General features: G+C 68.5%; 23 protein-coding genes. 9 read left to right on the plus strand and 14 right to left on the minus strand.

What is annotated here, in order from left to right; genetic code table 11:
* Positions 1–60: 60 nt before the first annotated feature.
* From gnd to dnaA, 3 genes are all read right to left on the minus strand, one after another.
* The gene (gnd, locus tag ABGA98_RS36070) at positions 61–1,005 is read right to left on the minus strand and encodes a phosphogluconate dehydrogenase (NAD(+)-dependent, decarboxylating) (RefSeq protein WP_347622927.1); all 945 of its coding nucleotides are present in this window, start codon (positions 1,003–1,005) and stop codon (positions 61–63) included.
* Positions 1,006–1,050: 45 nt separating this feature from the next.
* A complete protein-coding gene (gene dnaN / locus ABGA98_RS36075) occupies positions 1,051–2,190 on the minus strand; it encodes a DNA polymerase III subunit beta (RefSeq protein WP_347622928.1) in 1,140 nt (379 codons plus the stop codon).
* A gap of 543 nt (positions 2,191–2,733) precedes the next feature.
* Positions 2,734–4,314 (minus strand): chromosomal replication initiator protein DnaA, encoded by a 1,581-nt coding sequence (gene dnaA, locus ABGA98_RS36080; protein WP_347622929.1) that lies wholly within the window; start codon positions 4,312–4,314, stop codon positions 2,734–2,736.
* A 456-nt stretch (positions 4,315–4,770) separates the two neighbouring features.
* On the opposite strand from dnaA, the gene rpmH reads away from it, so the two are divergent.
* From rpmH to ABGA98_RS36120, 8 genes are all read left to right on the plus strand, one after another.
* Entirely contained in the window at positions 4,771–4,908 is a 138-nt protein-coding gene (gene rpmH / locus ABGA98_RS36085; RefSeq protein ID WP_043614899.1) for a 50S ribosomal protein L34, read from the plus strand.
* 62 nt (positions 4,909–4,970) lie between these two features.
* Complete coding sequence (gene rnpA / locus ABGA98_RS36090) at positions 4,971–5,336, plus strand: ribonuclease P protein component (RefSeq protein ID WP_347622930.1); 366 nt, start codon at positions 4,971–4,973, stop codon at positions 5,334–5,336.
* The gene (gene yidD / locus ABGA98_RS36095) at positions 5,333–5,614 is read left to right on the plus strand and encodes a membrane protein insertion efficiency factor YidD (protein WP_132632270.1); all 282 of its coding nucleotides are present in this window, start codon (positions 5,333–5,335) and stop codon (positions 5,612–5,614) included. Before rnpA ends, yidD begins: the two co-directional genes overlap by 4 nt.
* Before the next feature lie 4 nt (positions 5,615–5,618).
* Entirely contained in the window at positions 5,619–6,569 is a 951-nt protein-coding gene (gene yidC, locus ABGA98_RS36100) for a membrane protein insertase YidC (protein WP_347622931.1), read from the plus strand.
* A gap of 20 nt (positions 6,570–6,589) precedes the next feature.
* The gene (locus ABGA98_RS36105) at positions 6,590–7,078 is read left to right on the plus strand and encodes a R3H domain-containing nucleic acid-binding protein (RefSeq protein ID WP_347622932.1); all 489 of its coding nucleotides are present in this window, start codon (positions 6,590–6,592) and stop codon (positions 7,076–7,078) included.
* A gap of 284 nt (positions 7,079–7,362) precedes the next feature.
* Positions 7,363–8,034: a 16S rRNA (guanine(527)-N(7))-methyltransferase RsmG gene (gene rsmG / locus ABGA98_RS36110; protein ID WP_347622933.1), complete on the plus strand. Its 672-nt coding sequence runs from the start codon at positions 7,363–7,365 to the stop codon at positions 8,032–8,034.
* A 146-nt stretch (positions 8,035–8,180) separates the two neighbouring features.
* Positions 8,181–9,107, plus strand: coding sequence for a ParA family protein (locus ABGA98_RS36115; protein WP_347622934.1), 927 nt, complete (start codon positions 8,181–8,183; stop codon positions 9,105–9,107).
* 238 nt (positions 9,108–9,345) lie between these two features.
* Positions 9,346–10,308 carry a ParB/RepB/Spo0J family partition protein gene (locus ABGA98_RS36120; RefSeq protein ID WP_347622935.1) on the plus strand — a complete coding sequence of 321 codons (963 nt, stop codon included), beginning with the start codon at positions 9,346–9,348 and terminating at the stop codon, positions 10,306–10,308.
* 534 nt (positions 10,309–10,842) lie between these two features.
* Here the strand turns inward: ABGA98_RS36120 and ABGA98_RS36125 are convergent.
* The 3 genes from ABGA98_RS36125 to ABGA98_RS36135 all read right to left on the minus strand — a co-directional run bounded on the left by ABGA98_RS36125 (position 10,843) and on the right by ABGA98_RS36135 (position 14,549).
* Positions 10,843–11,886, minus strand: coding sequence for a low specificity L-threonine aldolase (locus ABGA98_RS36125; protein WP_347622936.1), 1,044 nt, complete (start codon positions 11,884–11,886; stop codon positions 10,843–10,845).
* Between the two features lie 331 nt (positions 11,887–12,217).
* The gene (locus ABGA98_RS36130; protein ID WP_347622937.1) at positions 12,218–13,171 is read right to left on the minus strand and encodes a D-alanine--D-alanine ligase; all 954 of its coding nucleotides are present in this window, start codon (positions 13,169–13,171) and stop codon (positions 12,218–12,220) included.
* A 145-nt stretch (positions 13,172–13,316) separates the two neighbouring features.
* The gene (locus ABGA98_RS36135; protein ID WP_347623129.1) at positions 13,317–14,549 is read right to left on the minus strand and encodes a PLP-dependent aminotransferase family protein; all 1,233 of its coding nucleotides are present in this window, start codon (positions 14,547–14,549) and stop codon (positions 13,317–13,319) included.
* Positions 14,550–14,817: 268 nt separating this feature from the next.
* Between ABGA98_RS36135 and ABGA98_RS36140 the strand changes: the two genes are divergently transcribed.
* Positions 14,818–15,435 carry a GNAT family N-acetyltransferase gene (locus tag ABGA98_RS36140; RefSeq protein ID WP_347622938.1) on the plus strand — a complete coding sequence of 206 codons (618 nt, stop codon included), beginning with the start codon at positions 14,818–14,820 and terminating at the stop codon, positions 15,433–15,435.
* A gap of 108 nt (positions 15,436–15,543) precedes the next feature.
* Here ABGA98_RS36140 and trxA read toward each other — a convergent pair whose 3' ends face one another.
* The 8 genes from trxA to ABGA98_RS36180 form a co-directional block, all read right to left on the minus strand.
* Positions 15,544–15,858, minus strand: a complete 315-nt coding sequence (trxA, locus tag ABGA98_RS36145) for a thioredoxin (RefSeq protein ID WP_347622939.1) — start codon at positions 15,856–15,858, stop codon at positions 15,544–15,546.
* 11 nt (positions 15,859–15,869) lie between these two features.
* Positions 15,870–16,802, minus strand: coding sequence for a thioredoxin-disulfide reductase (trxB, locus tag ABGA98_RS36150; protein ID WP_347622940.1), 933 nt, complete (start codon positions 16,800–16,802; stop codon positions 15,870–15,872).
* Between the two features lie 137 nt (positions 16,803–16,939).
* Positions 16,940–17,914 (minus strand): hypothetical protein, encoded by a 975-nt coding sequence (locus ABGA98_RS36155; RefSeq protein WP_347622941.1) that lies wholly within the window; start codon positions 17,912–17,914, stop codon positions 16,940–16,942.
* Entirely contained in the window at positions 17,904–18,539 is a 636-nt protein-coding gene (gene sigM, locus ABGA98_RS36160; RefSeq protein WP_347622942.1) for an RNA polymerase sigma factor SigM, read from the minus strand. Before sigM ends, ABGA98_RS36155 begins: the two co-directional genes overlap by 11 nt.
* Before the next feature lie 15 nt (positions 18,540–18,554).
* Positions 18,555–20,066: a protein kinase family protein gene (locus ABGA98_RS36165; protein WP_347622943.1), complete on the minus strand. Its 1,512-nt coding sequence runs from the start codon at positions 20,064–20,066 to the stop codon at positions 18,555–18,557.
* A 167-nt stretch (positions 20,067–20,233) separates the two neighbouring features.
* Positions 20,234–21,841: a murein biosynthesis integral membrane protein MurJ gene (gene murJ / locus ABGA98_RS36170; RefSeq protein WP_347622944.1), complete on the minus strand. Its 1,608-nt coding sequence runs from the start codon at positions 21,839–21,841 to the stop codon at positions 20,234–20,236.
* Positions 21,838–23,934 carry a DUF6049 family protein gene (locus ABGA98_RS36175; protein ID WP_347622945.1) on the minus strand — a complete coding sequence of 699 codons (2,097 nt, stop codon included), beginning with the start codon at positions 23,932–23,934 and terminating at the stop codon, positions 21,838–21,840. The genes murJ and ABGA98_RS36175 overlap by 4 nt, the downstream gene beginning before the upstream one ends.
* Positions 23,935–23,984: 50 nt before the next feature.
* Positions 23,985–24,509 carry a YbaK/EbsC family protein gene (locus ABGA98_RS36180; RefSeq protein ID WP_347622946.1) on the minus strand — a complete coding sequence of 175 codons (525 nt, stop codon included), beginning with the start codon at positions 24,507–24,509 and terminating at the stop codon, positions 23,985–23,987.
* Between the last annotated feature and the right edge of the window lie 23 nt (positions 24,510–24,532).

Here is a 24,532-nt window from a genome sequence, read left to right on the forward strand (position 1 = left end):
AGTGGGCCACGCGCGCCCCCGGGGTCACCGGCTCGCGAAAGGCGGCGGAGGCCGTGACGGCTAGCGCTGGCTCTCGCGGGGCGGCGTGACGTCGGCGCCCGGCGCGTCGGCGCCCTTCTCGGTGCTGCCCTCCGCCGCGGCGGTCGCGTGCCCGCCGAACTGGTTGCGCAGCGCCGCGACGACCTTCATCGCGGGGGAGTCGTCCTGGCGCGAGGCGAACCTAGCGTAGAGCGCGGCGGTGATGACCGGCAGCGGGACGGCGTGGTCGACGGCCGCCTGCACCGTCCACCGGCCTTCGCCGGAGTCTTGCGCGTAGCCGCGGAGCTGGTCGAGGTGCTCGTCGTCGTCGAGCGCGCGCACCATCAGGTCGAGCAGCCAGGAGCGGATCACGGTGCCGGTGCGCCAGCTGCTGAAGGAGCCCTTGACGTCTTTGACGACGTCGGAGGCCTCGAGCAGCTCCCAGCCCTCCGCGAAGGCCTGCATCATGCCGTATTCGATGCCGTTGTGGACCATCTTCGCGAAGTGCCCGGCGCCGACGTCGCCGGCGTGCACGAAGCCGTCCTCGCCCTCGGGCTTGAGCGTGTCGAAGATCGGCATCAGCCGCTCGACGTGGGCGGAGTCGCCGCCGCACATGAGGGCGTAGCCGTTCTCCAGGCCCCAGACGCCGCCGCTCACGCCGCAGTCGACGAACCCGATGCCCTTCTCCGCCAGCTCACCGGCGTGCTTCTGGTCGTCGCCGTAGTGGGAGTTTCCGCCGTCGACGACGATGTCGCCCTCGTCGAGCAGCTCACCGAGATCGTCGATCGTGGCCTGGGTGGGCTTGCCCGCGGGCACCATCACCCAGACGGCGCGTGGCGCTCGCAGGCGCTCGGCCAGCTCCTTCAGGCTGCCCACGTCGCTGATCGCCGGGTCACGGTCGTAGCCGACGACCTCATGACCGCCGCGGCGCAGCCGCTCGGCCATGTTGCCGCCCATCTTGCCCAGTCCGACCATGCCGATCTGCATGTTGTCTACCCCCTCGTCAGGCTTCCATCATCCCCGAAGGCCGGGTCAGCCTGACAGGCGGATGGGCATGATCAGGTAGCGATAGTCCGCCGCGGCCGCGTCGTCCACAGGCTTGCCACCGGTGAGGATAGCGGGCTTCGTCGAGGTGGTCATCTGCAGCCGGGCCACGTCGGAGTCGATGGCGCCCAGCCCTTCCAGCAGGAACTGGTGGTTGAAGGCGATGTTCATCTCCTCGCCCTCGTAGTCGACGGGCAGCGCCTCGACGGCCTGCGCCTCGTCGCCGCTGCCCGCCTCCAGCACGACCTCGCCGCTCTTGAACGCCAGCCGTACGGGGGTGTTGCGCTCGGCGACCAGGGCCACGCGCTTGACCGCCTCGACGAACGGGCCTGTGGACAGGTCGGCGTGGGCGGAGAACTCGGTGGGCAGGAGCGAGCGGTATTTGGGGAACTCGGGGTCGAGCAGCCGGGTCGTGGTGCGCCGCCCGGCGCTGGAGAAGCCGATCATGCCCTCGCCGGTGCCTCCGGCGGAGCTGAGCGCGATCTCCACCTCGGCGCCGGTCGCGCCGAGCGCCTTGGCGGTGTCGGCGAGCGTCTTGCCGGGGATCATCGCGATGGCGGAGAAGTCGGGCTGCCCCGGCTGCCACTTCAGCTCGCGTACGGCCAGCCGGTAGCGGTCGGTCGCGGCGAGGGTCACCGTGTCGCCCTCGATCTCCATGCGCACGCCGGTGAGCATCGGCAGCGTGTCGTCCCGGCCCGCGGCGACGGCGACCTGGCCGACGGCCGAGGCGAACACGTCGCTGCCGACGCGGCCCGCGGCCGGCGGCATTGCGGGGAGGGACGGGTAGTCCTCCACAGGCATGGTCAACAGGGTGAATCGCGCGCTGCCGCACGTGACGACCGCCTTGGCGCCGTCGACCACGAAATCCACAGGCTGTGCGGGAAGCGACCGGGTGATCTCGGCGAGCAGCTTGCCGGAGACGAGCACGACCCCCGGCTCGCCGGTGTGGACTTCGAGCGTCACCTCGGCGGAGACCTCGTAGTCGAATCCGGAGAGCTTGAGCTGCTGCTCGTCCGTGACCTCCAGGCGCATGCCGGCGAGCACGGGCACCGACGGTCGCGCCGGGAGGCTGCGTGCCGTCCATGCCACCGCCTCAGCGAGGACGTCTCGCTCGATTCGGAACATCACGGTGATCAGCCTCCTGGGTTCGTCGTTGCTTCAAGGATCTCAAGGATCCACCCTCCCGGACTCGCGCTCCGGGAGAACCCCTCTATGGGTCTTTGAGTTTCTTAGTAAGAGAGATAAGAGGTCATCACACTAGGGGCTGTGGATCCTGTGGACAACCGGCGTCTTGGCAGGTCAACGGCCATATTTTCATCCACTGTCGCTGTGGGTGACGCCTGGGGAGAACTTCCGCGCCTGGGGACAGAGATTTTTCGCCCACAGGCCGTCCCCAGATCTTGGTGCCTTCATCCACGGCCGGACCGGGGTTATCCACGAGGTTTCCACAGGTTATCCACGGGGTATTAGGGCCCCTTCTGGAGCTCCAGATCCGTTGTTCACAGTCTGTCCACACACTGTCCACTGGTAGTCCCCAGGTTCTCCCCAGGATGTCCCCACCGTTGTCCCCAACCATTGTGGATGGATTTTTCCCAGCATTGTCGGGCGAACGGCGAGTGAATTTTTGCGTTTGCGCTGGTCCACAGTGTTTTCCACAGGCTGTGTATGAACTCAAGATCCACGGGGTGTCTGCTTGATCCGCATTGTCAGCTCGTTGACCTGGTTGTACATCGACCTTCGCTCCGCGATGAGCGAGCGGATCTTGCGCTCGGCGTGCATCACGGTGGTGTGGTCGCGGCCACCGAACTGCTGGCCGATCTTCGGCAGCGACAGCTCGGTCAGCTCGCGGGCGAGATACATGGCGATCTGCCTGGCGTTGACGAGCGCCCGGCTGCGGGAGGTGCCGCACAGGTCGTCGATGCTGATGCCGAAGTATTGAGCGGTCTCGCTCATGATCGCCGCGATGGTGATCTCGGTGTCGGACTCCGAGGTGATGAGGTCCTTCAGCACCACCTCGGCGAGCTGCAGGTCGACGCCCTGCCGGTTGAGGCTGGCGAACGCGGTGACCCTGATCAGGGCGCCTTCGAGCTCGCGGATGTTGGTGGAGATGCGGCTCGCGATGTATTCGAGCACCTCGGGCGGCGCTGCCAGGCCCTCCTGGATGGCCTTCTTCCTGAGGATGGCGATCCGCGTCTCCAGCTCGGGCGGCTGCACGTCGGTGATCAGGCCCCACTCGAACCGGTTGCGCAGCCGGTCCTCCAGCGTGATCAGCTGCTTGGGCGCCCGGTCACTGGAGATGACGATCTGCTTGTTGGCGTTGTGGAGCGTGTTGAAGGTGTGGAAGAACTCCTCCTGCGTCTGCTCCTTGCCCTCCAGGAACTGGATGTCGTCCACAAGCAGGATGTCGATCGCGCGGTAGCGGCCGCGGAACCCGTCGGCCTTGTGGTCGCGGATGCTGTTGATGAAGTCGTTGGTGAACTCTTCCGAGCTCACGTACCTGACCCGCGCTCCGTCGTACAAGCTCTGGGCGTAGTGCCCGATCGCGTGCAGCAGATGCGTCTTCCCCAGCCCCGAGTCGCCGTAGATGAAGAGCGGGTTGTACGCCTTCGCGGGCGATTCGGCCACCGCCACGGCCGCCGCGTGGGCGAACCGGTTGCTGGCGCCGATGACGAATGTCTCGAATGTGTATTTCTGGTTGAGACGGGCTGGTTCGCTGGGCTTGTTGCTCTTGGCCTCCCAGCGGTTAGGCGCCGGCTCGGGGCTCTTTTCCACAGGAGGTGTGTACGGCTGCCCCTGTTCAAAAGAGAAGCTCTGCTGTGGATATTCGGTGGATATCTGGGGCTGCTCGGGCTGTGGAGAATAGAACTGTGGAGGCTCGGAAGCCTGCTTGTGCTGCGGTTGCGCAGGCTGTGCATAACGCGGCGGACTCTCCACATCCTGGGGATAACTGTGAGTCACAGGTTGTTGATGAACGTCCCCAGGCGGCTGCTCAGGTGCCGTCGTGTCGATCATCACCGCCAGCCGCATCGTCCGGCCGAGCTCCTGCGACAGCGCGTGCGCGACGAGCGGGCGCAGCTTGCCCTCGATGAGGTCCTTGAGGAAGTCGTTGGGGACGCCGAGCACGATCGTGTCGTTGGCCAGGGCGATCGGACGCACCATCGACAGCCATGTGCGCTGCTGCACCGGCACGTTCTCATTGAGGAAGTTGGCCAAGGCCCTCGCCCATACCGTGCCGAGGTCGACAGCGTTCATGATGCGGCTCCCCCTCCTCCCTCTCGCGGCCCCCCGCGATCGTTATCCACATGGCGGGGCCGCCTCCTGCTCTCGGCGACCCCTTCGTCCACAGCGTGGCTGCCGGGCTTCTCGTCCCGGCCTCCACAGGCCCTCCACAGGAGATCCACAGGTTGTGCACAGCCCTGGAGCAGGCCCAGAAGGGCCGACAGTATCTATGTGCACAGCTGCGTTCAAGGCGTTGTCCACAGCGTAGTGGCACCTGGGTGCACATACTGTGGACGCTGGCGCGGCAGTGGAAAAGTCGCCTGTGGATTAGTGGACAACCGGTCTGGTTTGACCTGAGCCGCGCTTCCCCCGTAACGTACGACGGTCGGCTTGTCACGCGACGGCTATTTCGCGTGCCCTCGCTTCACTGACGAGTCATCCTGTGTGTTAAGCGCCGTCCTGGCGCATCATCAAGCCTGGAGCCCACCCGTGAGCAAGCGTACTTTCCAGCCGAACAACCGTCGCCGCGCGAAGACCCACGGCTTCCGGCTGCGGATGCGCACCCGGGCCGGTCGCGCCATCCTCGCCGCTCGCCGCCGTAAGGGCCGCGAGAAGCTGTCGGCCTGATCGACCCGCGCCTGATAGTCGGCCCGCCGGTGCATCTCGCCGGCGGGCGTTAGGCGTATACGGTGCTGTCCCGTCAATCCCGCATGCGACGCGGGGACGAGTTCGAGGCGGCGGTGCGGCGCGGCAAGCGCGCCGGCCGACCGACTCTAGTGGTGCATTTCACCATTTCAGGGGAGAGCGAACCCCTGGTGGGTTTCGTGGTGAGCAAGGCCGTCGGTGACGCCGTGACGCGCAACAAGGTCAAGCGACGGCTCCGACACCTGATGCGGGACCGTCTTGACCGGCTGCCGCGAGGTAGCCTTCTGGTGGTACGCGCCAATCCACCGGCCGCGTCCGCGCGATTCGAGCAGCTGGCCGCCGAGCTCGACTCCGCACTGGAACGTTTGCTCAGGCGGCACGAGTCCTCGACGGGTGGACAACAGAGATGACAGAGCAGCCGCAAGTGGTGGCGCCGAGCCCCGCCGCTCGGGCGCTCATCCTCCCCATCCGGTTCTACCGGGCCTTCATCGGCCCGATGCTCGGTCCGCGCTGCCGGTTCTACCCGTCGTGCAGCGCGTATGGACTCGAGGCGATCGCCGTGCACGGAGCATTGCGCGGCACGTGGCTGACTGTCCGGCGCATCGGGCGGTGCCACCCATTCCATCCCGGAGGTATTGACCCGGTGCCCCCACGCCCGGTCCGGTCCCACGAAACGCAAGGGAGATAGCTCGGTGGAGCTGTCCTGGCTGAGCTGGCTGTACCAAGCCGTAGCCCAAGTCATCATCTGGATCCATACTGCATTCAGCACGGTCCTCGACCCGGACAGCGGGCTGACCTGGGCGTTGACGATCATCACGCTGACCGTGTTCATGCGGATCCTGATCTTCCCGCTCTTCCTGAAGCAGATGCGATCTTCGCGGAAGATGCAGGAACTCGCCCCCAAGGTGCAGGAGCTGCGCAAGCGCTACAAGAACGACAAGCAGCGGATGAACCAGGAGGTCATGGCGCTCTACCAGGGCGCCGGAGCCAACCCCCTCGGTGGCTGCCTGCCTGTCGTCGCGCAGTTCCCCATCTTCATCTCCATGTTCACCGTGCTCCAGAAGATGGCCAACGGCGAGCCCGACTACGGCATGACGCAGGAGCTGGTCGACAGCGCGAGAAGCGCCCACATCTTCGGCGCCCCGCTGCCCGCCCACTTCTGGATGTCGGCCGAGCAGCTCACGACGTTCCAGGCCGGCGCGGTGCAGACGAAGATCGTGCTGGGCATCTTCGTGGCGATCAGCTCGCTCACCACGTTCCTCACCGTGCGGCAGAGCGTCACCCGGTCCATGGCCCAGATGCCGGACAACCCCATGGCGCAGCAGCAGAAGATCCTGATGTACATCTCGCCGCTGTTCGCCATCTTCAGCCTCAACTTCCCCCTCGGCCTGATCCTCTACTGGGTCACCACCAACGTGTGGACGCTCGGCCAGCAGCACTGGTTCTACAGCCGGCACCCGATGCCGCAGTACGACGCCAAGGGCAATGTGATCCCCGTGCCGCCGAAGCAGGGTCTGATCGCGAAGATTCGCAAGACACCCCCTGAGGAGCAGGCGCCGCCGCCCCCGCCGGAGCCTAAGATCATCAGGCAACAGCCGAGCCGCCAGTCCCGCAGCAAGCGCACCGGCAGCAAGAAGTCGTGAACACGAAGGAGAGGCCGGCCATGACCGAGGCCGAGCAGGAAAAGGCTCCTGATCTCAGCGCGCTGGAGCAGGAAGGCGAGATCGCTGCCGACTACGTCGAGGGCCTTCTCGACATCGCCGACATCGACGGCGACATCGACATGGACGTCGAGGGCGACCGCGCCCTGGTCTCCGTGGTCGGGCTCAAGGGCACCGAGCTGGTAGGGCCCGGGGGAGAGGTCCTCGAAGCGCTGCAGGAGCTGACCCGCCTGGCCGTGCACCGGCAGACCGGCGAGCGTTCCAGGCTGATGCTCGACGTGGCCGGCTACCGCGAGCGCCGCAGGGCAGAGCTGACCAAGCTCGGCACCGAGGTCGCCAACCAGGTCAGGGAGCGCGGCGAGCCGAAGTCCCTGCACCCGATGACGCCGTTCGAGCGCAAGATCGTCCACGACGCCGTGGCGTCCGCCGGGCTCCGCAGCGAGTCGGAGGGCGAGGAGCCTCAGCGGTACGTCGTGGTCCTGCCTGCTTGACACGTCCCACCCGGCCGTCTGCCCGCCGCCTGAACGCGGGGCAGGCGGCCGTTCGCATGTTCAGCCGTCGCGACCGGCCGCCACGCGGGCACCCACGTCAACGCGCTCGGCCGTACCGCTCCCCGCCGCTCGCGCGGCCCGGCGTCAGCTCGGGACAGCCCGCTAGTCTTCCCCTGTGATCGCACATCTAGCCTTGGGTGGGGGACGAACTCCTGACGTCCTCGCTGTCCCGAGGGCGATCGGCGTCCGGCTTCGACCAAGCACCAAGAAAGGGCCACCGACCAGTGAGCGATGAGCTTCCGGAGCCGCCGGAGATAGCGCGTGACGTCTTCACCGGGGAGGCTTGGGGGCGTGCTAACACGTACGCCGAGCTGCTGGCGGGTCCTGGAGTCGTCCGCGGGCTGCTAGGTCCGCGGGAGGTGCCGCGGATCTGGGATCGCCACCTGCTCAACTGCGCGGTCGTGGCGGAGGCCGTGCCGCCTGACGTGCGCCTGGTGGACATCGGCTCCGGCGCCGGGCTGCCGGGGCTCGTGCTGGCGATCGTCCGTCCGGACATCACGGTCACGCTCCTGGAGCCGCTGCTTCGGCGTACCGTGTTCCTGCAGGAGTGCGTCGACACGCTCAAGCTCGGCAACGTCGAGGTGCTGCGCGGGCGGGCGGAGGAACTGGCGGGCAAACGCGAGTACGACATCGCCAGCGCTCGCGCGGTGGCCCCGCTCGAACGCCTCCTCCGCTGGGCCATGCCGCTGCTGTGCGAAGGCGGCGAGCTGATCGCCATGAAGGGGGAGCGTGCCGCGGGCGAGCTCGCCGAGGCGGAGGCCGAATTGCGCGCCACCGGGGCCCGAACGGCTGAGCTCGTGACCGTCGGGCGCGGTAAGGTCGAGCCGCCTGCAACATTGGTTCGGGTGGTAGCGGGTCGCGCGCCGGAGCGAGCCGGGCGGCGACGAAGGAGGTGACGGTTGTGCCAGTCGCGTCAAGCGGTCTTGGCTGGCCGGACAGCCGTCCGTCCGAGAGTCCAACCGGAGTTGGCTGGCCCGAAATGGGCGTGTCGCGACAGTCAATTCCCGGCACCGGCACACCACTCGTTGAAAGGATGGCCATCGTGACCCAGACCCCCCTGAACCCCGGCGAATCGCCGTTGGTACGAGAGGCGCTCAGCTCAGTGGTTTCACGTGAAACATCCGCAACCCCGACGGCCGTCCAGTCCGGCGAGAGCCCCAACGGCGGCGACGGCAGCTGGCCTCGCCCGGCCAAGACGAGGGTGATCGCGGTGGCCAACCAGAAGGGCGGCGTGGGCAAGACCACCACCTCGGTCAACATCGCCGCCGCCCTGTCGATGCACGGTCAGCGAGTCCTCGTAGTCGATCTCGACCCTCAGGGCAACGCTTCCACCGCGCTGGCCACGGAGCACCGCGGCGACGTGCCCGATGTCTATCAGGTGCTTGTGGACGACCTGCCCATGGCCGACATCGTCAAGCAAGTGCCCGACATGCCCAACCTCTATTGCGCTCCCGCGACCATCGACCTGGCGGGTGCGGAGATCGAGCTGGTCTCCCTGGTGGCGAGGGAAGCCCGCCTCCGCCGCGCGCTGGCGGCCTACGACGCGATCGACCTCGACTACATCGTCATCGACTGCCCGCCGTCCCTGGGGCTCCTGACCGTGAACGCCTTGGTGGCCGCCGACGAGGTCATGATCCCCATCCAGTGCGAGTACTACGCGCTGGAGGGCCTCGGCCAGCTCCTCAGAAACGTTGACCTGATCAAGGCGCACCTCAATCCGACCCTCAACCTGTCGACGATCGTTCTCACGATGTACGACGGCCGCACCCGGCTGGCCTCGCAGGTGGCGGACGAGGTGCGGGCCCACTTCGGCGAAACGGTGCTCAACACGGTCATCCCGCGCAGCGTTCGCCTGTCGGAGGCACCCAGCTACGGCCAGTCGGTCATGACGTACGATCCGGGGTCCAGCGGTGCGATGGCCTACATGGACGCCGCCCGGGAGATCGCCCACCGCGCCACGGTCGCCTGAAGTTCGCGCCCTGCCGCAGGACGTGGTTGCCGCGCCTCGACCGTCGTCCGAGCGCGCCACACCCATCAGGGCTGGGTAGAAGCGTGAGATCGTGGGGGCGGTCATGAGTTGGGCAGATTTGTGATCGTCTCGGGGTAAATCCAACGGGACGGTGTGTGGCGAGCGGACACTCCGTCCGGCGCACAACGGTAACCTCTCCAGGAGTGACCGGAATGGACCGGCTGGATGAGGAGACGCAGTGAGTCAGCAGCGGCGGGGATTGGGCAAGGGGCTCGGGGCGCTCATCCCGACCGGTCCCATCGTTGACGGCACGGGGACGGTCCCGTCCTCGGCCAACGGGTCAACGGCGGAGACGGGCCCGAAGCCGGTCGCCGGGGCGTACTTCAAGGAGATCGCCCTGGAGGCGATCGTTCCCAACCCGCGCCAGCCTCGTGAGGTCTTCGACGGCGAACGCCTTGAGGAGCTTGCGAAGTCCATCCGCGAGGTGGGGCTCCTGCAGCCGATTGTGGTGCGGTCCGTCGGTGGCGGGCAGTACGAGCTGATCATGGGGGAGCGGCGCTGGCGGGCGTGCAAGCAGGTCGGTCTCGACCCGGTCCCCGCGATCGTCCGCAACACGCAGGATACCGACCTCCTGCGGGACGCGCTCATCGAGAACCTTCAACGTGAGCAGCTGAACCCGTTGGAAGAGGCCGCGGCGTACCAGCAACTACTTGACGACTTCCAGGCGACGCACGATCAGTTGGCACAGAAGGTCGGCCGCTCGCGTTCTCACATCACCAACACCCTCCGCCTGCTGAACCTCCCGCCCGAGATCCAGCCCAAGGTTGCCGCCGGTGTCATCAGTGCCGGCCACGCACGAGCGCTGCTCGGGTTGAGCTCCGTAGAGGAGCAGATCCAGCTCGCGCAGCGGATCGTGGCGGAACTCCTTTCGGTACGGGCGGTCGAGGAGATCGTCGCCATGGGGAGCGCCCAGGCCGCCCAGAAGGCTCCCCGCGAACGCCAGGCCGCCAAGCCCACCGCCCCCGGGCTCACCCATCTCGCCGACCGCCTCTCCGACCACTTCGAGACCAAGGTCAAAGTCGATCTGGGACGCCGCAAGGGCCGCATCGTCGTGGAGTTCGCGACGATCGATGACCTTGAGCGCATCATCGACACCATGGCGCCTGAGGCCGTACGCGCAATGCGGGACGCGCAGGAGTAACCGACGGCTGTTTCACGTGAAACCACGCCGAGAGCGAGGCGCTGTTTCACGTGAAACAGCCGTTCCCGTCTCACATGCCCGAGGGCACGGCAGGTCGTCCCCAAACCGGGGGCCAGGGCGATGGAAAAGCTGAGAGGGATGAACCGTCGAGGAGTCAAACGTGCGTAGCCCACGTACGTCCCAGCCGCCGGGATAATCCTCGACGGGGGGACGCGGGGACGCGGGGACGCGGGGACGCGGGGACGCGGGGACGGTGTCTGTGGTCGTTGGTAGTCGCCGTGCCCGCCGCGTGGGAGCGACGTTCGACTCCGTGTAGGCAGATCCAACTGCGTGACCCGACAGGTGAAGCCCGCCCTCCACGATGGGCTGCCAGCGCGCGAGGGGGTGCTTGAGCGCCCGCGGTGGAGGAAGGGCACCCGGTGGGCCTCGTGGAGTGGCGGGCCACTCCGAGGAGACGGGTGCCGCTGTGTTTCACGTGAAACGTCGGCCGGGGGGGGCATCCTCCCGTGTGTTTCACGTGAAACACACGGGAGGTCACATGGCGGCCTTGCGGATGTCGTCGAGGAAGTCGTCGACGTGGTCGGGGGTCGTGTCGAAGGCGGTCATCCAACGGACGACGCCGGTGGCCTCGTCCCAGTAGTGGAACAGGTACCGCTGCAGGAGCGCCGTGGCCACCGTCGGCGGCAAGGTGGCGAAGACGGCGTTGGACTGCACGGGGTAAGCCAACGACACACCGGCGATGCCCTCCAGACCGTCTGCCAGTCGCGTGGCCATCCGGTTGGCGTGATCAGCGTTCCGCCGCCACAAGTCGTCCGTCAGGAGCGCCGACAGTTGGGCCGAGATGAAGCGCATCTTCGAGGCGAGCTGGAGCGACTGGCGGCGCAGGAAAGGCACGGCCCGGGTCAGCTCGGAGTCGAGCACCACCACGGCTTCGGCGGCCAGCGCACCGTTCTTGGTGCCGCCGAAGCTGAAGACGTCCACTCCCACGTCGGTGGTGATGGCTTTCAGATCGCAGTCCAGAAAGGCGGCGGCATTGGCGAGCCGTGCGCCGTCCACGTGAAGGCGGAGTCCGGCCTCGTGTGCCGTCTCCGCGAGGGCGGCGATCTCCTCGGCGGAGTAGGTGGTGCCGAGTTCCGTGCACTGGGAGATGGAGACGACGGCGGGCTGGGATTCGTGGTGGTTGCCGACACCGCCCAGGCGAGCCTTGATGTCGTCGGGTTGGAGCTTGCCCTGCGCGGTGGGGATCGTCATCAGCTTCACGCCGAGCAGCCGCTCAGCCGCCCCTGCTTCATGGGTGGCGATGTGGGCGCTCTCGGCGCAGAGAATGGCGTCGTAGCGGCCGAGCATAAGGGCGAGGCCGACCATGTTGGCGCCCGCTCCGTTGAGCACCGCGAAGCCTTCCGCGTCCGGCCCGAACACCTCCTTGATCCCTTCTTCGAAGGCCGCGGTCCAGCGGTCGCCGCCGTAGGCGGGCGCGTCTCCGTCGTTCGCGGCGGCCATGGCCGCCAGGATGTCCGGGTGCACGCCCGCGTGGTTGTCGCTGGCGAAGCTCTTGGGGTACGTCGAATCGATCAGCACATCGCAAGGCTACTTTCACAACCGACGCAGACCACCTCGGGGCAGGGGAGACGGGTGCCTGGCAAGCCAGCACGGGCCGGTTGCCGACGGGTGCTGTGCTTGTCGCATGCCGGTGAGATCCGGAGTGGCGGCGCTGCCGTGGGTCGGGCGGATTGGCAGTGGCGACGCCGTCGTGGGTGGAGGCGGTATGGGGAGTGGCGACGCAGGTGCGGGTCGGTCGGTTTCAGGTTCGGGTCGGGCTTCAGGCACGCGGCCGGGTTCGTGCGGGTGCGCTCCAAGGGGGTGCGGGTCCGTGCCTGGGGTCCAAGGTGGTTGCGGGGGCGCGCCTAGACTAGCGGAAGCGGGCGGCGGCGTTCTGGAGGAGGGTACGGCAGAGGTCGCCCAGGTCCTGTCCGGCCGCTTCGGCGGCCATGGGCAGGAGGGAGGTCTCCGTCATCCCCGGCGCCACGTTGACCTCGAGGAAATGGGGGACGCCTGCCGCGTCGACGATCAGGTCCGTACGGGAGATGTCGCGCAGGCCGAGCGCCGTGTGAGCGGTCACCGCCGTCTCCGCGCACGCCGCGGCGGCCTTGGGGGAGAGGCGGGCGGGGGCGAAGAACTCCGTGTGGCCGGCCGTGTAGCGGGCCGCGTAGTCGTAGACCCCTTCGTCGGGGACGATCTCCACGGCGGGCAGGGCCTCCGGGCCGTTGCCGATGTCGACGACGGAGACGGCCACCTCCACGCCCTCGACGTACCGCTCGATCAGTGCCGTGTCGCCGTAGGCGAAGCAGCCGACCATGGCGGCGGGGAGCTCTTCCGCGGTGCGGACGATGGAGGCGCCGAGCGCCGAGCCACCGCGGGCGGGCTTGACGAAGAGGGGCAGGCCGAGCCGCTCCACGATGCGGCCGAGCACGACGGTGGCGCCGAGGTCGTGGAAGGTCTCCTTCGGCAGCGTGACGGACTCGGGGGTGTGCAGGCCGACGGAGCGTACGACGGCCTTGGCGGTGGGTTTGTCGAAGGCCACCCGGCAGGCGTCGGGGCCGGCGCCCACGTAGGGGACGTTGAGCAGCTCCAGGACGGAACGGATGGCGCCGTCCTCGCCCGCGCCGCCGTGCAGGGTGACGAACACGGCCTCCGGCGGGTCGGCGAGGATCGAGGGCACGAGGGACGCGTCGGTGTCGCGGGCTTCGACGTCGACGCCCGCCGCGCGCAGCACCTCGCTGACTCGGCGACCGGACCGCAGAGACACCTCTCGCTCATAGGAGAGGCCTCCGGCCAGCACGAGCACGTGGCCCAGATCGCTCATCACAACTCCTCCGCTGATCGCACGCTGTCCAACCGTACCGGCGTCGGGGGTGGATGGTGTACGGCAGGGGCTTCGTCCGCGCGCCTGGCCGGGCGGAGAAACGAAAAGGGCCGGCGTCACCCGGCGCCGGCCCTTTTCGTGACGTTCAGGCCAGGTCGGGCCCGGGTGTGTCCACGCCGGCGTGTTCGCGGGCCGACGAGGTGCCGAACGTGTCGCGCAACTGCATCTCCTGCTCGATCACTCCGGCGAGCCGGCGCACCCCTTCACGGATGCGGTCGGGCTCGGGGAAGCAGAACGACAGGCGCATGTGCCGCGCCCCGCTGCCGTCGGAGAAGAACCCGGTGCCTGGTACGAACGCCACCCGCTCGGCCACGGCCCGGGGCAGGATGGCCTTCGAGTCGAGCCCTTCGGGCAGGGTGGCCCAGACGAAGAACCCGCCGGCGGGGCGGGTCCAGGTGACCTCTGGCGGCATGAGGGCGTCGAGCGCGTCGAGGAGGGCGTCGCGGCGCTCGCGGTAGAGCTCCTTGAACGTCTTGATCTGCTCGCGCCATGGCTGCGTGGCGAGGTATTGGCCGACGGCCAGCTGCGTGAACGAGGAGTGGGACAGCACGGCCGACTCCATGGCGAGCACGAGCTTGTCGCGGATGGCGTGCGGGGCGAGTGCCCAGCCGACGCGGAACCCGGGGGCGAGCGTCTTGGAGAAGGACCCGAGGTAGACGACGCCGTCGGGGTTGTCGGCTCGCAGGGCGCGCATGGGCTCGCCGTCGAAGCCGAGCAGCCCGTACGGGTTGTCCTCGATGACGAGGACCCCGGCCCGCTGGCAGATGTCGAGCACCTGCTGGCGGCGGGCGATGTTGAGGGTCACGCCGGCCGGGTTCTGGAAGGTCGGGATCGTGTAGAGGAACTTGATGGGCGCGCCCGCGGTCTCGAGGGCGTAGATGGTCTGGGCCAGGGATTCGGGCACGATGCCCTGATCGTCCATGGCGATGTGAACCACTTTGGCCTGGTAGGCGGCGAACGTCCCCAAAGCCCCCACGTACGAGGGGCCCTCGGCGAGCACCACGTCGCCGGGATCGATGAAGATCCGGGTGATCAGGTCGAGGGCCTGCTGCGAACCGACGGTGACGACCACGTCGTTCGGCCCGGCGTGGATCCCCTCCAGCCGCATGACCTCGCAGATCTGCTCGCGCAGGTGCGGGTCACCCTGGCCGGATCCGTACTGCAGCGCGACAGGGCCGCGCTTGGTGACCAGGTCGGAGACCAGCTCGCCGACCATGTCGAGGGGGAGCGCCGTGACGTACGGCATGCCGCCGGCCAGCGAGACCACCTCGGGCCTCGACGCGACGGCGAAGAGAGCTCGGATCTCGGAGGCGACCATCCCGGTAGCTCGTGCGGCGTACCGATCGACGTACGCGTCGATGCGCGACCCGTGAGTCGCGGGTGCCTGACCGTGATCCCGCTCTGCTGTCACGGCCCACCTCCTAGGTGTCATATCGGACTGAAACACCAGATTACGCTAGACGGACATGTCGCCCGTGACGGGGCTGACCGTCGTGGTGTCGGCTGGTGGCATCTTCACTGGGCTACGATGCCACCTGTGGACGCGGTTTTCGCGCGCTTTTCCGGGTCAACGATAGGGGCGGTAGTTGTCGCGCCGGCTGGTCAACATAACCCTGGACAATCTTGACGATCTGCCGAGGCGCTGCCGGCGGTGTGTGTTCTGGGAGCTCGATCCCGTCAACGGCGAGCGCGCGGTGGACGCGGGCGACTCCGGGCTGGAGAAGGAGGCCTGGATCTCCGGCACGCTCCTGGAATGGGGGAGCTGCGGGAAGATCGTCTATGTCGACGGCGTGCCCGCGGGCTTCGTGCTCTACAGCCCGCCGCTCTACAGCCCGCGCTCGCTCGCCTTTCCCACCTCGCCCGTCAGCGCCGACGCGGTGTTGCTGATGTCGGCCCACATCATTCCCGAGTTCTCGGGCGGCGGGCTGGGCCGGATGCTGATCCAGGGAGTCGCCAAAGACCTGACCCGGCGCGGGGTGAAAGCCATAGAAGCTTTTGGCGACCTCAAGTGGGAAGAGCCTGGTTGCATAGTTCCCGCGGAATACTTGCTTTCTGTTGGATTTAAGACAGTTCGTCCGCATTTGAGATTTCCGCGGCTCAGACTGGAACTCAAGACCGCCGTTTCGTGGCGCGAGGACGTCGAGGTGGCGCTGGAACGGCTTCTCGGCTCCATGAGTCCGGAACGCGCCCTACGTCCCGTCTGACGGCATCTCAGCCCTCCATGCGCCCATGCGAAAGCCCCCGCCACGAAGGACGGGGGCTCTGCCGGGCGAAGCGCGCCACGAAGGGCGAACTACCAGCGCCACAGGGCGCTAGATGATGCCCTCGAGCTCGCGCAGCAGCATGGCCTTCGGCTTGGCGCCGATGATCTGCTTCACGACCTCTCCACCCTTGTAGACGTTCAGCGTGGGGATCTGGAGTACGCCGTACTGGCGCGGAACCTCAGGATTCTCGTCGATGTTGAGCTTGACGATCTCCAGCTTGTCGCCGTGCTCGTTGGCGATCTCCTGGAGGATGGGCGAAACCTGGCGGCACGGACCGCACCATTCGGCCCAGAAATCGACCAGGACGGGCTTGTCGCTCTTGAGGACCTCGTTGTCAAAGGTGGCGTCGGTGACAGCCTTCACGGTGCGCTCCTTCACTTCTCGATGGTGGCCAGCCAGCGCTCGGAGTCGAGCGAGGCCGCGCAGCCGGTGCCGGCCGCGGTGATGGCCTGGCGGTAGGTGTGGTCCACGACGTCTCCTGCGGCGAAGACGCCCTCGATGTTGGTGGCGGTGCTGGGGGAGGCCACCTTGATGTAGCCGTTCTCGTCGAGGTCGATCTGCCCCTTGACCAGCTCGGTGCGCGGGTCGTGGCCGATGGCCAGGAACAGCGCGTCGGTGGCCAGCTCGCACTCCTCGCCGGTCTTGCGGTCGCGCAACTTGACCGCCTCGACCTTGGTGTCGCCGATCACGTCGACGACCTCGGAGTCCCAGACGAACCGGATCTTCTCGTTCGCGAACGCGCGGTCCTGCATGATCTTGCTGGCCCGCAGCGTGTCACGCCGGTGGACCACCGTCACCATGCGGCCGAACCTGGTCAGGAACGTGGCCTCCTCCATCGCGGTGTCGCCGCCGCCGACGACCACGATGTCCTTGTTGCGGAAGAAGAAGCCGTCGCAGGTGGCACACCAGGACACGCCGTGCCCGGACAGGCGCTTCTCGTTCGCCAGGCCGAGCTCGCGGTAACCGGACCCCATCGCCAGGATGACGGACTTGGCGTAGTAGGTGTCGGTGTGGGTCTTGACGACCTTGGGGTTGGCCTCGAGGTCGACCTCGACGACGTCGTCGGCGACCAGCTCGGCCCCGAAGCGCTCGGCCTGCTTGCGCAGGTTGTCCATCAGGTCGGGACCCATGATGCCGTCGGGGAACCCGGGGAAGTTCTCCACGTCGGTGGTGTTCATGAGCGCGCCGCCCGCCGTGACGGAGCCCTCGAAGATCAGCGGCTTGAGCTCGGCACGAGCGGAGTAGACGGCCGCGGTGTAGCCGGCTGGGCCGGAACCAATGATGATCACGTTACGCACGTCGCTCAACGCTTCACGCCTGCCTTCCTCGTCTGCTGATGCCATCGCGTCAACAGATCCTAGGCCGCCCTGATTCCCCACCCTGCCCACAACACCCGCCCAAAACGAAAGAGCCCGCCGAAGCGGGCTCTGACGTGGGGTTTCGCCTACCAGCGGCCCAGCGCGGGCCTGCGGAGGTTTTTGCAGTTGAACGGGTCGACGACGTCGATGCGCAGCCTCTGCGCGGCCTTGTCCTTCCACGAGGCGATCACCAGGGCCTCCTGGCCGTTGTACTGCCCCTGGTCGACCGCGTACGTCGGCAGCTTCGAGCGGTTGGCCACCCTGCTCACGCACTTGTCGACGCTCGCGGCGTCGGACCTGCCGCCGCCGACGATGGGCGCCGGGCCGAAGACGCCTTCGAGCGGCTGCCGCAACTCCTGGTCGCTGTAGTTGTGCTGGCTGTCGGTCAGCGCGTACGACTTCGCCCGCTGCGGAGCGCGCTCCGCCTGCGAGGGTGTCGAGACCGGCTTCGACTGCGTGGGCAGCGCCACCGGTGGGGCGACGGCGTCGCCCTGGCTGCCGCCACCGCTCGCCAGCAGGTTGGTGGAGGCCACCGCCGTGCCGACCACGACGGCCGCCGCCGCTGCCGCGACCGCGGGCAACGCCCAGCCGCGTCGTCGTGCGCGCGTGCGCCTGGCCGGGACGATGGTGCCGTCGTCGGCGACCACCCCCAGGCGCACCGGCTCGGCGGCGTCCTCTCCTGGGGCATCGGCCGACGCCGGCTCAGGAACCGCGGGCCTGCCGAAGCGTGCGGGCTCCGGCACCTCGGACGCGCGCTCCCACGGGGCGTCCCGCATGAGCTCGTCCCAGTCCGGTGCGTCCGCGAGGCCGACACCTCCGCCCCTCCGGGACTCCGCCTCGGCGGCCAGAGCCTTGTCGATGCGCAGTGCGACGCCCATCGGCATGGCCGGTGTGGGGGTCGCCGCGAGCACCTCGCGAACCGTCGCCAGGTCCGCCAGTAGCTCCCCGCAGGGGTCGCAGACCGCGAGATGCCCGCGGACCTGGCGTGCCGTGTCGACGTCTAGGAGACCCTCGGCCAGCTCGGCCAGGATGTCCAGATCGTAGTGCGTATCACCCGTCACGAAGTTCTGCTCCCTTCGCGGATGAGACGCGATTGCCGTCCGTTCGGTTCCGCAGATGCGAAAGAATCGGGGCAAGTTTCGCGCGTCCTCTGGCGCACCGGCTCTTCACCGTGCCGCTCGGCACCTGGAGCACCTGAGCTGCGTCTTCGACCGAATAGCCCATCATGTCGACGAGGACGAGAGCCGCCCGCTGATCGCCGGGCAGGAGTTTGAGCGCGGCGGAGACCTCCATGGAGACCTCACGCTCCACGGTCTGGTCGGGCAGGGGGGTCTCGCGCTCTGCGGCCTCGATCAGCTCGTCGTCGGCGACAGGCCTGACGGACTTGCGGCGCATGCGGTCGAGACAGGCGTTGACCACGATGCGGTGCAGCCAGGTGGTGACGGCCGCCTCGCCGCGAAACGTGGCGGCCTTGCGGTACGCGGAGACGAAGGCGTCCTGCACGGCGTCGGCGGCCTCGTCAGGGTCACCGAGCGTACGCAGGGCGACCGCCCACATGCGGTCACGGTGCCTCTTGACGATTTCGCTGAAGGCGTGAGGGTCCCCGTTGATATGGGCAGTCAGCAGCTCGGCGTCTGTGACCGCCGGCCGCTCCGCTGCTGAGGGTGTCTCGGGTGGGGAGTTCACAAGAGAGTTTCCTGATTATGCCGATCCGGGAGAGTGCACCACTACTTCATAGATGGTGCCATGAAACTTGCCCGCATCCGCCGGAACGCGCGTAAACCAGATCAAAACGTACTGACCGCTTGCCGGTTCTTCGGGGGTGAGGGTGGTCTTACCTGCTGCGTTCTTCTCGGTCGCCACCGTTTTCAGCGCGTCGAGATCGGCGGAGTCGCCCACCTTGAGCTCCACGGTCGCGCCCGGCGCGTCGCCCAGCGTGGCCACCACGTCGCTGATCTGCATGGACTTGCCCATGTCGAGCAGCAGGCCGACGCCGTCCTTCAGCCGGCCCAGGTCGGCGCTGGTGTAGGCCTCGGTCTTCCACAACGTGCTGGGCTTGCCGTCGATGGCCAGCTTCGCGATGTCGGACTTCTCGTCACTGTCGCCGAGCGGGTCGAAGCCCTTGGCGCTCTCGGGCTTGACGGCCTGGGCCTCGGCGGACGCCGACGCCGACGTGCTGGGCACGGTCGGCTGCGCCTCGGGAGTGGTGGGGCTGCCCAGGCTCCTGCCGATCGTCCACGCGCCCACGCCGACGGCGGCGATGACGAGCAGCACCACCAGCGTCATCAGCACCCGGTTGACCATGCTGCCCTCGCGCTTGGGCACGCGGTGCGGCGGGGGCTGCGGCGGCGGGACGGCCAGCTTCTGGCGGTGGGCGATGTCGAGACCCTCGGTGTGGGAGGCGGAGGCCACCGCGGGGGTCGAAGGGTAGGAGATCGGGATCGGCATCGGCCTGGCGACGTCGGCCAGCGCATCGGCCACCTCGGCCGGAGTGGCAAGCGCGCCCTGGCCCCTGCGCGACTCGGGCAGGCACGCCCGCACGGTCACCGCGTCGAGATAGCCGGGCACACCCGCGGTGACCTGCCGCGGCGTGCAGAAGTGGCCGTCGGTCATCGGCGCCGCGGGCAGCCCGCCCTCTTCCTCGTCGCCGGGCCAGTGGCCGGTCAGCCCCGCGTAGAGCAGCCGGCCGAGGCCCTCGGCGTCGTCGAGCGCCGGCTGGTCGGTGGTGAGACCGTACATGGCCGCGTCGACGGCCACGCCGAGCACCTTGACCGTGTTGCCGGTCGTCCACACCAGGTGGGACGGGCGCAGGCACAGGTGGTAGAGCTGCGCCTCGTGGGCGTGCGCGAGCGCCTCGGCGGCCTCGGCGACCAGCCCCGCCGCGCGCTCCGGCTCCAGCGGGCCCGAGGCCAGCAGGTCGGTCAGGCTCTCGCCGGTGACCCACTCGCTGACGACGTAGGAGGCCTTGTCGTCCTCCGCCGCGTCGAACACCTGGGTCAGACGCGGGTCGGTGAGCCGGCTCGCCGAACGGGCGGCCGTGACGACCTCGTGGACCCGGGGGAAGCCGGGGGCGAAGGTGTGGACCGCCACGGGCCGGGCGAGGATCTCGTCGATGGCCTTCCACAGGGTGGCGCCGTCGGACTCGCTGACGCGGTCTTCGAGCCGGAAGCGCTCGGCCAGGCGGGTGCCGGGTTCGACGGCCGACGTGCTCACTGGCTCACTCCGCTGGGCCGATCGGGCGTGCTCATGACTCGACTCACCTGCGTGGTCGTGTACCACGAAGGCACGCTATGCCGGGTGGATCCGCCCACGCCCCTCCTGCTTCCATTCGCCGCGTGTCGGGCTCCATGGTAGTGCCGAGTAGATTCCGCCCGCGTTCTTTACCGACCTACCCGCCCCGCGACCATCCCAACGATGGAGTTGACCTCCGGGATGCGCATTCTGTGCGCAACGCCGAGATAGAGGATCAATCCAAGGCCGCCACCGACGGCCAGAACGATCAGCGAATTGACGAACCCTAGCCCGTCGAAGACCCCCGTGACCACCCAGACCGCCCCGAGCGCCAGCACGGCGGTGGGCAGAGCGGCGAGATACATCCTCGTCAGCGCCATGCCGATGCTCCATCCGCCCAGCCCTTGAACCCGGCGGCCGGCCAGCCACCACGCCGTGAGGGCGCCAAGCGCGTACGCGACCGCGTACGCCAGAGCCAGCCCCATCACGGCGTAACGCGCCGGCAGCAGCGTGAAGAACAGCCACATGAGCAGGGCGTTGACCGCCGTCGTGCCCGCGCCGACGAACACCGGCGTGCGGGTGTCGCCGAAGCTGTAGAAGACCCGGAGCAGCAGTTGGAAGAGCGCGAACGGCACCAGCGCCAGCCCGTAGACCTGCAGCACGTTGCCGATGTAGACGGCGTCGGCGACGCTGTTGGCCCCGTGGCCGTAGATCGGCACGGTGATCGCCGGGCCGAGCACCATGAGCAGCAGTGACACCGGCACCATCAACGAGCAGATGAGGCGTACGCTCGACCCGAACTCGGAGCGGACGTCGTCGAACCGCCCGTCGCTGACGGCCCTGCTCATGCGCGGCAGCATGGCCGTGATCACCGAGACGCCGATGACGCCGTAGGGCAGCTGGAAGAGCTGGAACGCCAGGGTGTACGGGCTGATGCCGTGCCCCTCCACCACGGAGCCCGCGGCGCTGGCCAGGTTGGTGGTCAGCACGAAACCGAGCTGGGTGACGACGGTGTAGCCGATCGTCCAGACGCCGGCCTTGGCCATCTCACCCAGCCGGGCGTTGCGCAGGTCGAGGCGGGGCTTGAAGGAGAACCCGGCGCGCTTGAGCGCCACGATCAACACGGACGCCTGGGCCACGATGCCGGCCGTGGTGCCGAGGCCCAGCAGGACGAGATCACCGTCGGTGACCTTGGCGATGTCGCCCTTCGCGGTGCTGACCAGGGCGAAGAGAAGGAACGCGCAGATGACGACGACGTTGTTGAGCACCGGCGCCCACATGGGCGCGGCGAAGCGGTCGCGGGTGTTGAGGATGGCGCCCGCCACCGCGCCCATGCCGAAGAAGGCCAGCTGCGGCAGGATGAAGCGGGCCAGCATGACCGCGACCTCGAACTCCCTGCTGCCCCGGTCCCAAACCGTGTAGAGGTCGATGAGCAGCGGCGCGGCGAGAACGGCGGCGACCGCGATGACGGCCAGCGCCAGCGTGGCGAGCGTCAGCAGCCGCTGCTCGTAGGCCCGCCCTCCGTCGGCGTCGTGCTGCTGCGCCCGGACGATCATCGGCACCACGACGCTGCTCAGCACGCCCAGCAGCAGCAGGTCGAGGATGCTGTACGGGATCGCGTAGGCCGCGTTGTAGGCGTCGCCGAGCAGAGCCGTGCCGATGGCGTACGCCAGCACCATGGTCCTGACGAAACCCGTCACCCTGGACACCATCGTGCCCGCCGCCATGATGGCGCTGGCCCGCAGCATGCGGCTCATGCCGTGCTCACCTCCCGGTTCTTGGCGGCCCGGGCGAGCTTGCGTTCTGACCGTCGCCGCAGCACCCGCGTCACCACGGCGGCGAGCATAACGGTGAGAGCGGCTCCGACGATCACCGAGGCGATGCCGGTGTAGCCCGTGGTGCGGATGGTCAGCCGCACCGGCTCGCCGTACGCCTTGCCGTCGGTGGTCTTGAGCTGCACGGTGACCGTCGCGTCACCGTTGCTGGTGGCGCTCATCGGCACCTGGACCGTGCCGCTCTGTCCGACGCCGATGTTGAGCAGCTCGTCCTGATCTTTCACCTGCAGCAGCTTGCGGTTGTTGGACTGCACGTCGATGTAGAGGGCGATGGGGGCGCCCGTGGAGTTCTTCACGCTGATGGGCACCACGCCGTCGCTGCCGGCCAGCGTGCGCGGCCGATCGGGGCCGGCCCCGGTGATCGCGACCTTCTCCAGGCGGTCCTCGACCTCCGCGCCCACCACCTTGGTCAGCGCCCGGCCCGTCCGCGAGCTGGTGCGCCAGGCCGAGGAGGAGAGCCTGAGCACGGCCGCGTCGAAGCTCGACTGCGTCCTGGTCGTCGTGATCTCGGCGGTCAGCTGCGCCTGCGCCCAGGTTTCCTTGACCCGCTTGAGGTATTTGCCGCTCAGCTCGTCCTTGCGGTCGGCGTCGGTGTAGGTCAGCCCGGCGCGCGGCACCGACGCCTTGCCCGGCTTGATCGACTCGAGCGTCGTCATCTGCAGCCACGGCAGGCGGCCCGCGGTCTTCATCAGGGCGGAGACGAGCGCCGGGTCGGGGTCCCAGCGCCGGGAGGGGGCGACGACCAGCGACCTCGGCCTGGTCTGGCCCTGCTCGGCGGAGATCATCGCGGTCTCGGCGATGAAGCGCTGCGTGCTCAGCAGCGTGCTCGTGGCGCCTTCGGGCTCGAACAGGGCGCTCAGCTGGGGGTCGGCGACGAGCGCGGTGACGGGGCCGTTGACCGAGTCGAGAGTGGAGGCGGCGTCGGGGGTGAAGGTGACGGGCGGCTGCGGCGGCAGGTTGCCGGCGTCGAGCAGCACCCGGTCGACCTTGGCCTCGGCGACCGAGAGCAGGTCGAGCGCGTCCGGGTCGAGCCGGCCCGAGGGGGGCCAGTTGACGTTGGTCTTCACCTCGCGGCCCAGCAGTTCCCTGGCCTTCTGCCCGGCCAGCTGGATGGCCCTGTTGGGCTGCACGTCGAGGCCGCGGTGGGCCAGCCCGGTCACGTCGGGGTCGGCGTAGGGGACCGCGACCACGGGAGAGGAGGCCAGCGAGGTGCGCATGGTCGTCAGCCACGCGCCGGCCTCGGCGCTGGCCGGCCGCTGCTCGTCGCCGTCCTTCGTCTTGACCGTGTAGCCGCCCTTCATCATGTTGACGTCGTCGAGCAACGCCGGGTCGACGAACCAGCTGACGGTCTTGGGCGCGACCTGCGCGATGCGGGCCAGGTCGGCCAGCCGGCCCTTGCCGGTGATCGACTGGCTCAGCTTGTCGTCCACGAACCGCGACCCGTCGGTCGCCCGGTGCGGCTGGTCGATGACCGGCAGGGCGATGGCCAGCTTGTTGCGCGGCGGCTTGGGGACGGCGGGCGGCGCGTACGTGAGGAAAGTGCGCTGCGCGTAGACCGGCACGCCGTACTGGGCCACGTCGATGGCGATCGGATAGACCCCGAACGAGCGGTAGCCGAGCTGCACCGGCGTCGCGGTGAACTCCCAGCGCGCCTCCTCGCCGGCGGCGAGCGGCGGGATGTCCATCGCCGAGGAGCCCGAGACGTTGCCCGGGAGCGTCGCGGTGTTCTGGTCGGCCGCGTAGGCCGCCATGGAGGCCCGGTCGGTGAGCCTCTGCGGCGTGTAGCGCAGGCGTACGCGCTGGGCCGGCGTGGCCGCGCCGGTGTCGTTGCGGACCGTGCCGGTGAACTTGATCTCGTCGGCCTGCGAGGTGGGCACGTCAGGCGTGATCGACGCGAGCGACACGGTGACGGTCTGCCTGCTCGCGCTGGTGGCAGCCATGCTCGGCGTCGCCGCCACCATGGGGGCGAACAACGCGGAGGAGAGCACGGCGAGCAGCGTGGCCTTACGGATCACGCGGATGCCCGGGCTGGAGTACGACGACGCACGCCCGCAATGGTACGGGTTCAGTGCCGCCGCGCGACCGCCCCACGTGATCCTCTCAGGCGTGTGCCCCGTAGGTCGGCCAGCTTCCCCGGCAGGAGTGTCAGCAGGTCAACGGCGCGCAGGGAGAGCGCGGTGTGGCGTTCGCCGATGGGCATGAACACCGGTCCTTCGTCCACGCGCAGCCGGTCGTCGATGAACACGGGCAGCGACTCCGGCAGCAGCAGCGGGCACACCAGCCCGTCGGCGTAGTCGGTGGCCGCGTTGACCACGTGGGCCTGGGCGTAGCGCACCTGGCGCGCCGAGAGCAGCCCGCCGACGGCTCCTGGCCTGGGCGGCAGGGCGACGGGGGAGGTCACCGCGACGACGACCTCGCGGCCGACCCTGGTGGCCACCTCGAACACGGTGACCATCAGGCACCTCTCGGGCGCCTCGGAGACCGCCTTCGGCAGCTCTTCCGCGGATGTCATGGGACGCGGAAGGCGTACGATCTCATGATGGACCTGGTGTGCGAGGAGCCAGCGGTGGATCGCGAGGGCGTCCTTCATATAGTCCTCCTTACCTCGTTCCA

The organism is Nonomuraea sp. B1E8, assembly GCF_039871515.1.
GTDB lineage: Bacteria > Actinomycetota > Actinomycetes > Streptosporangiales > Streptosporangiaceae > Nonomuraea.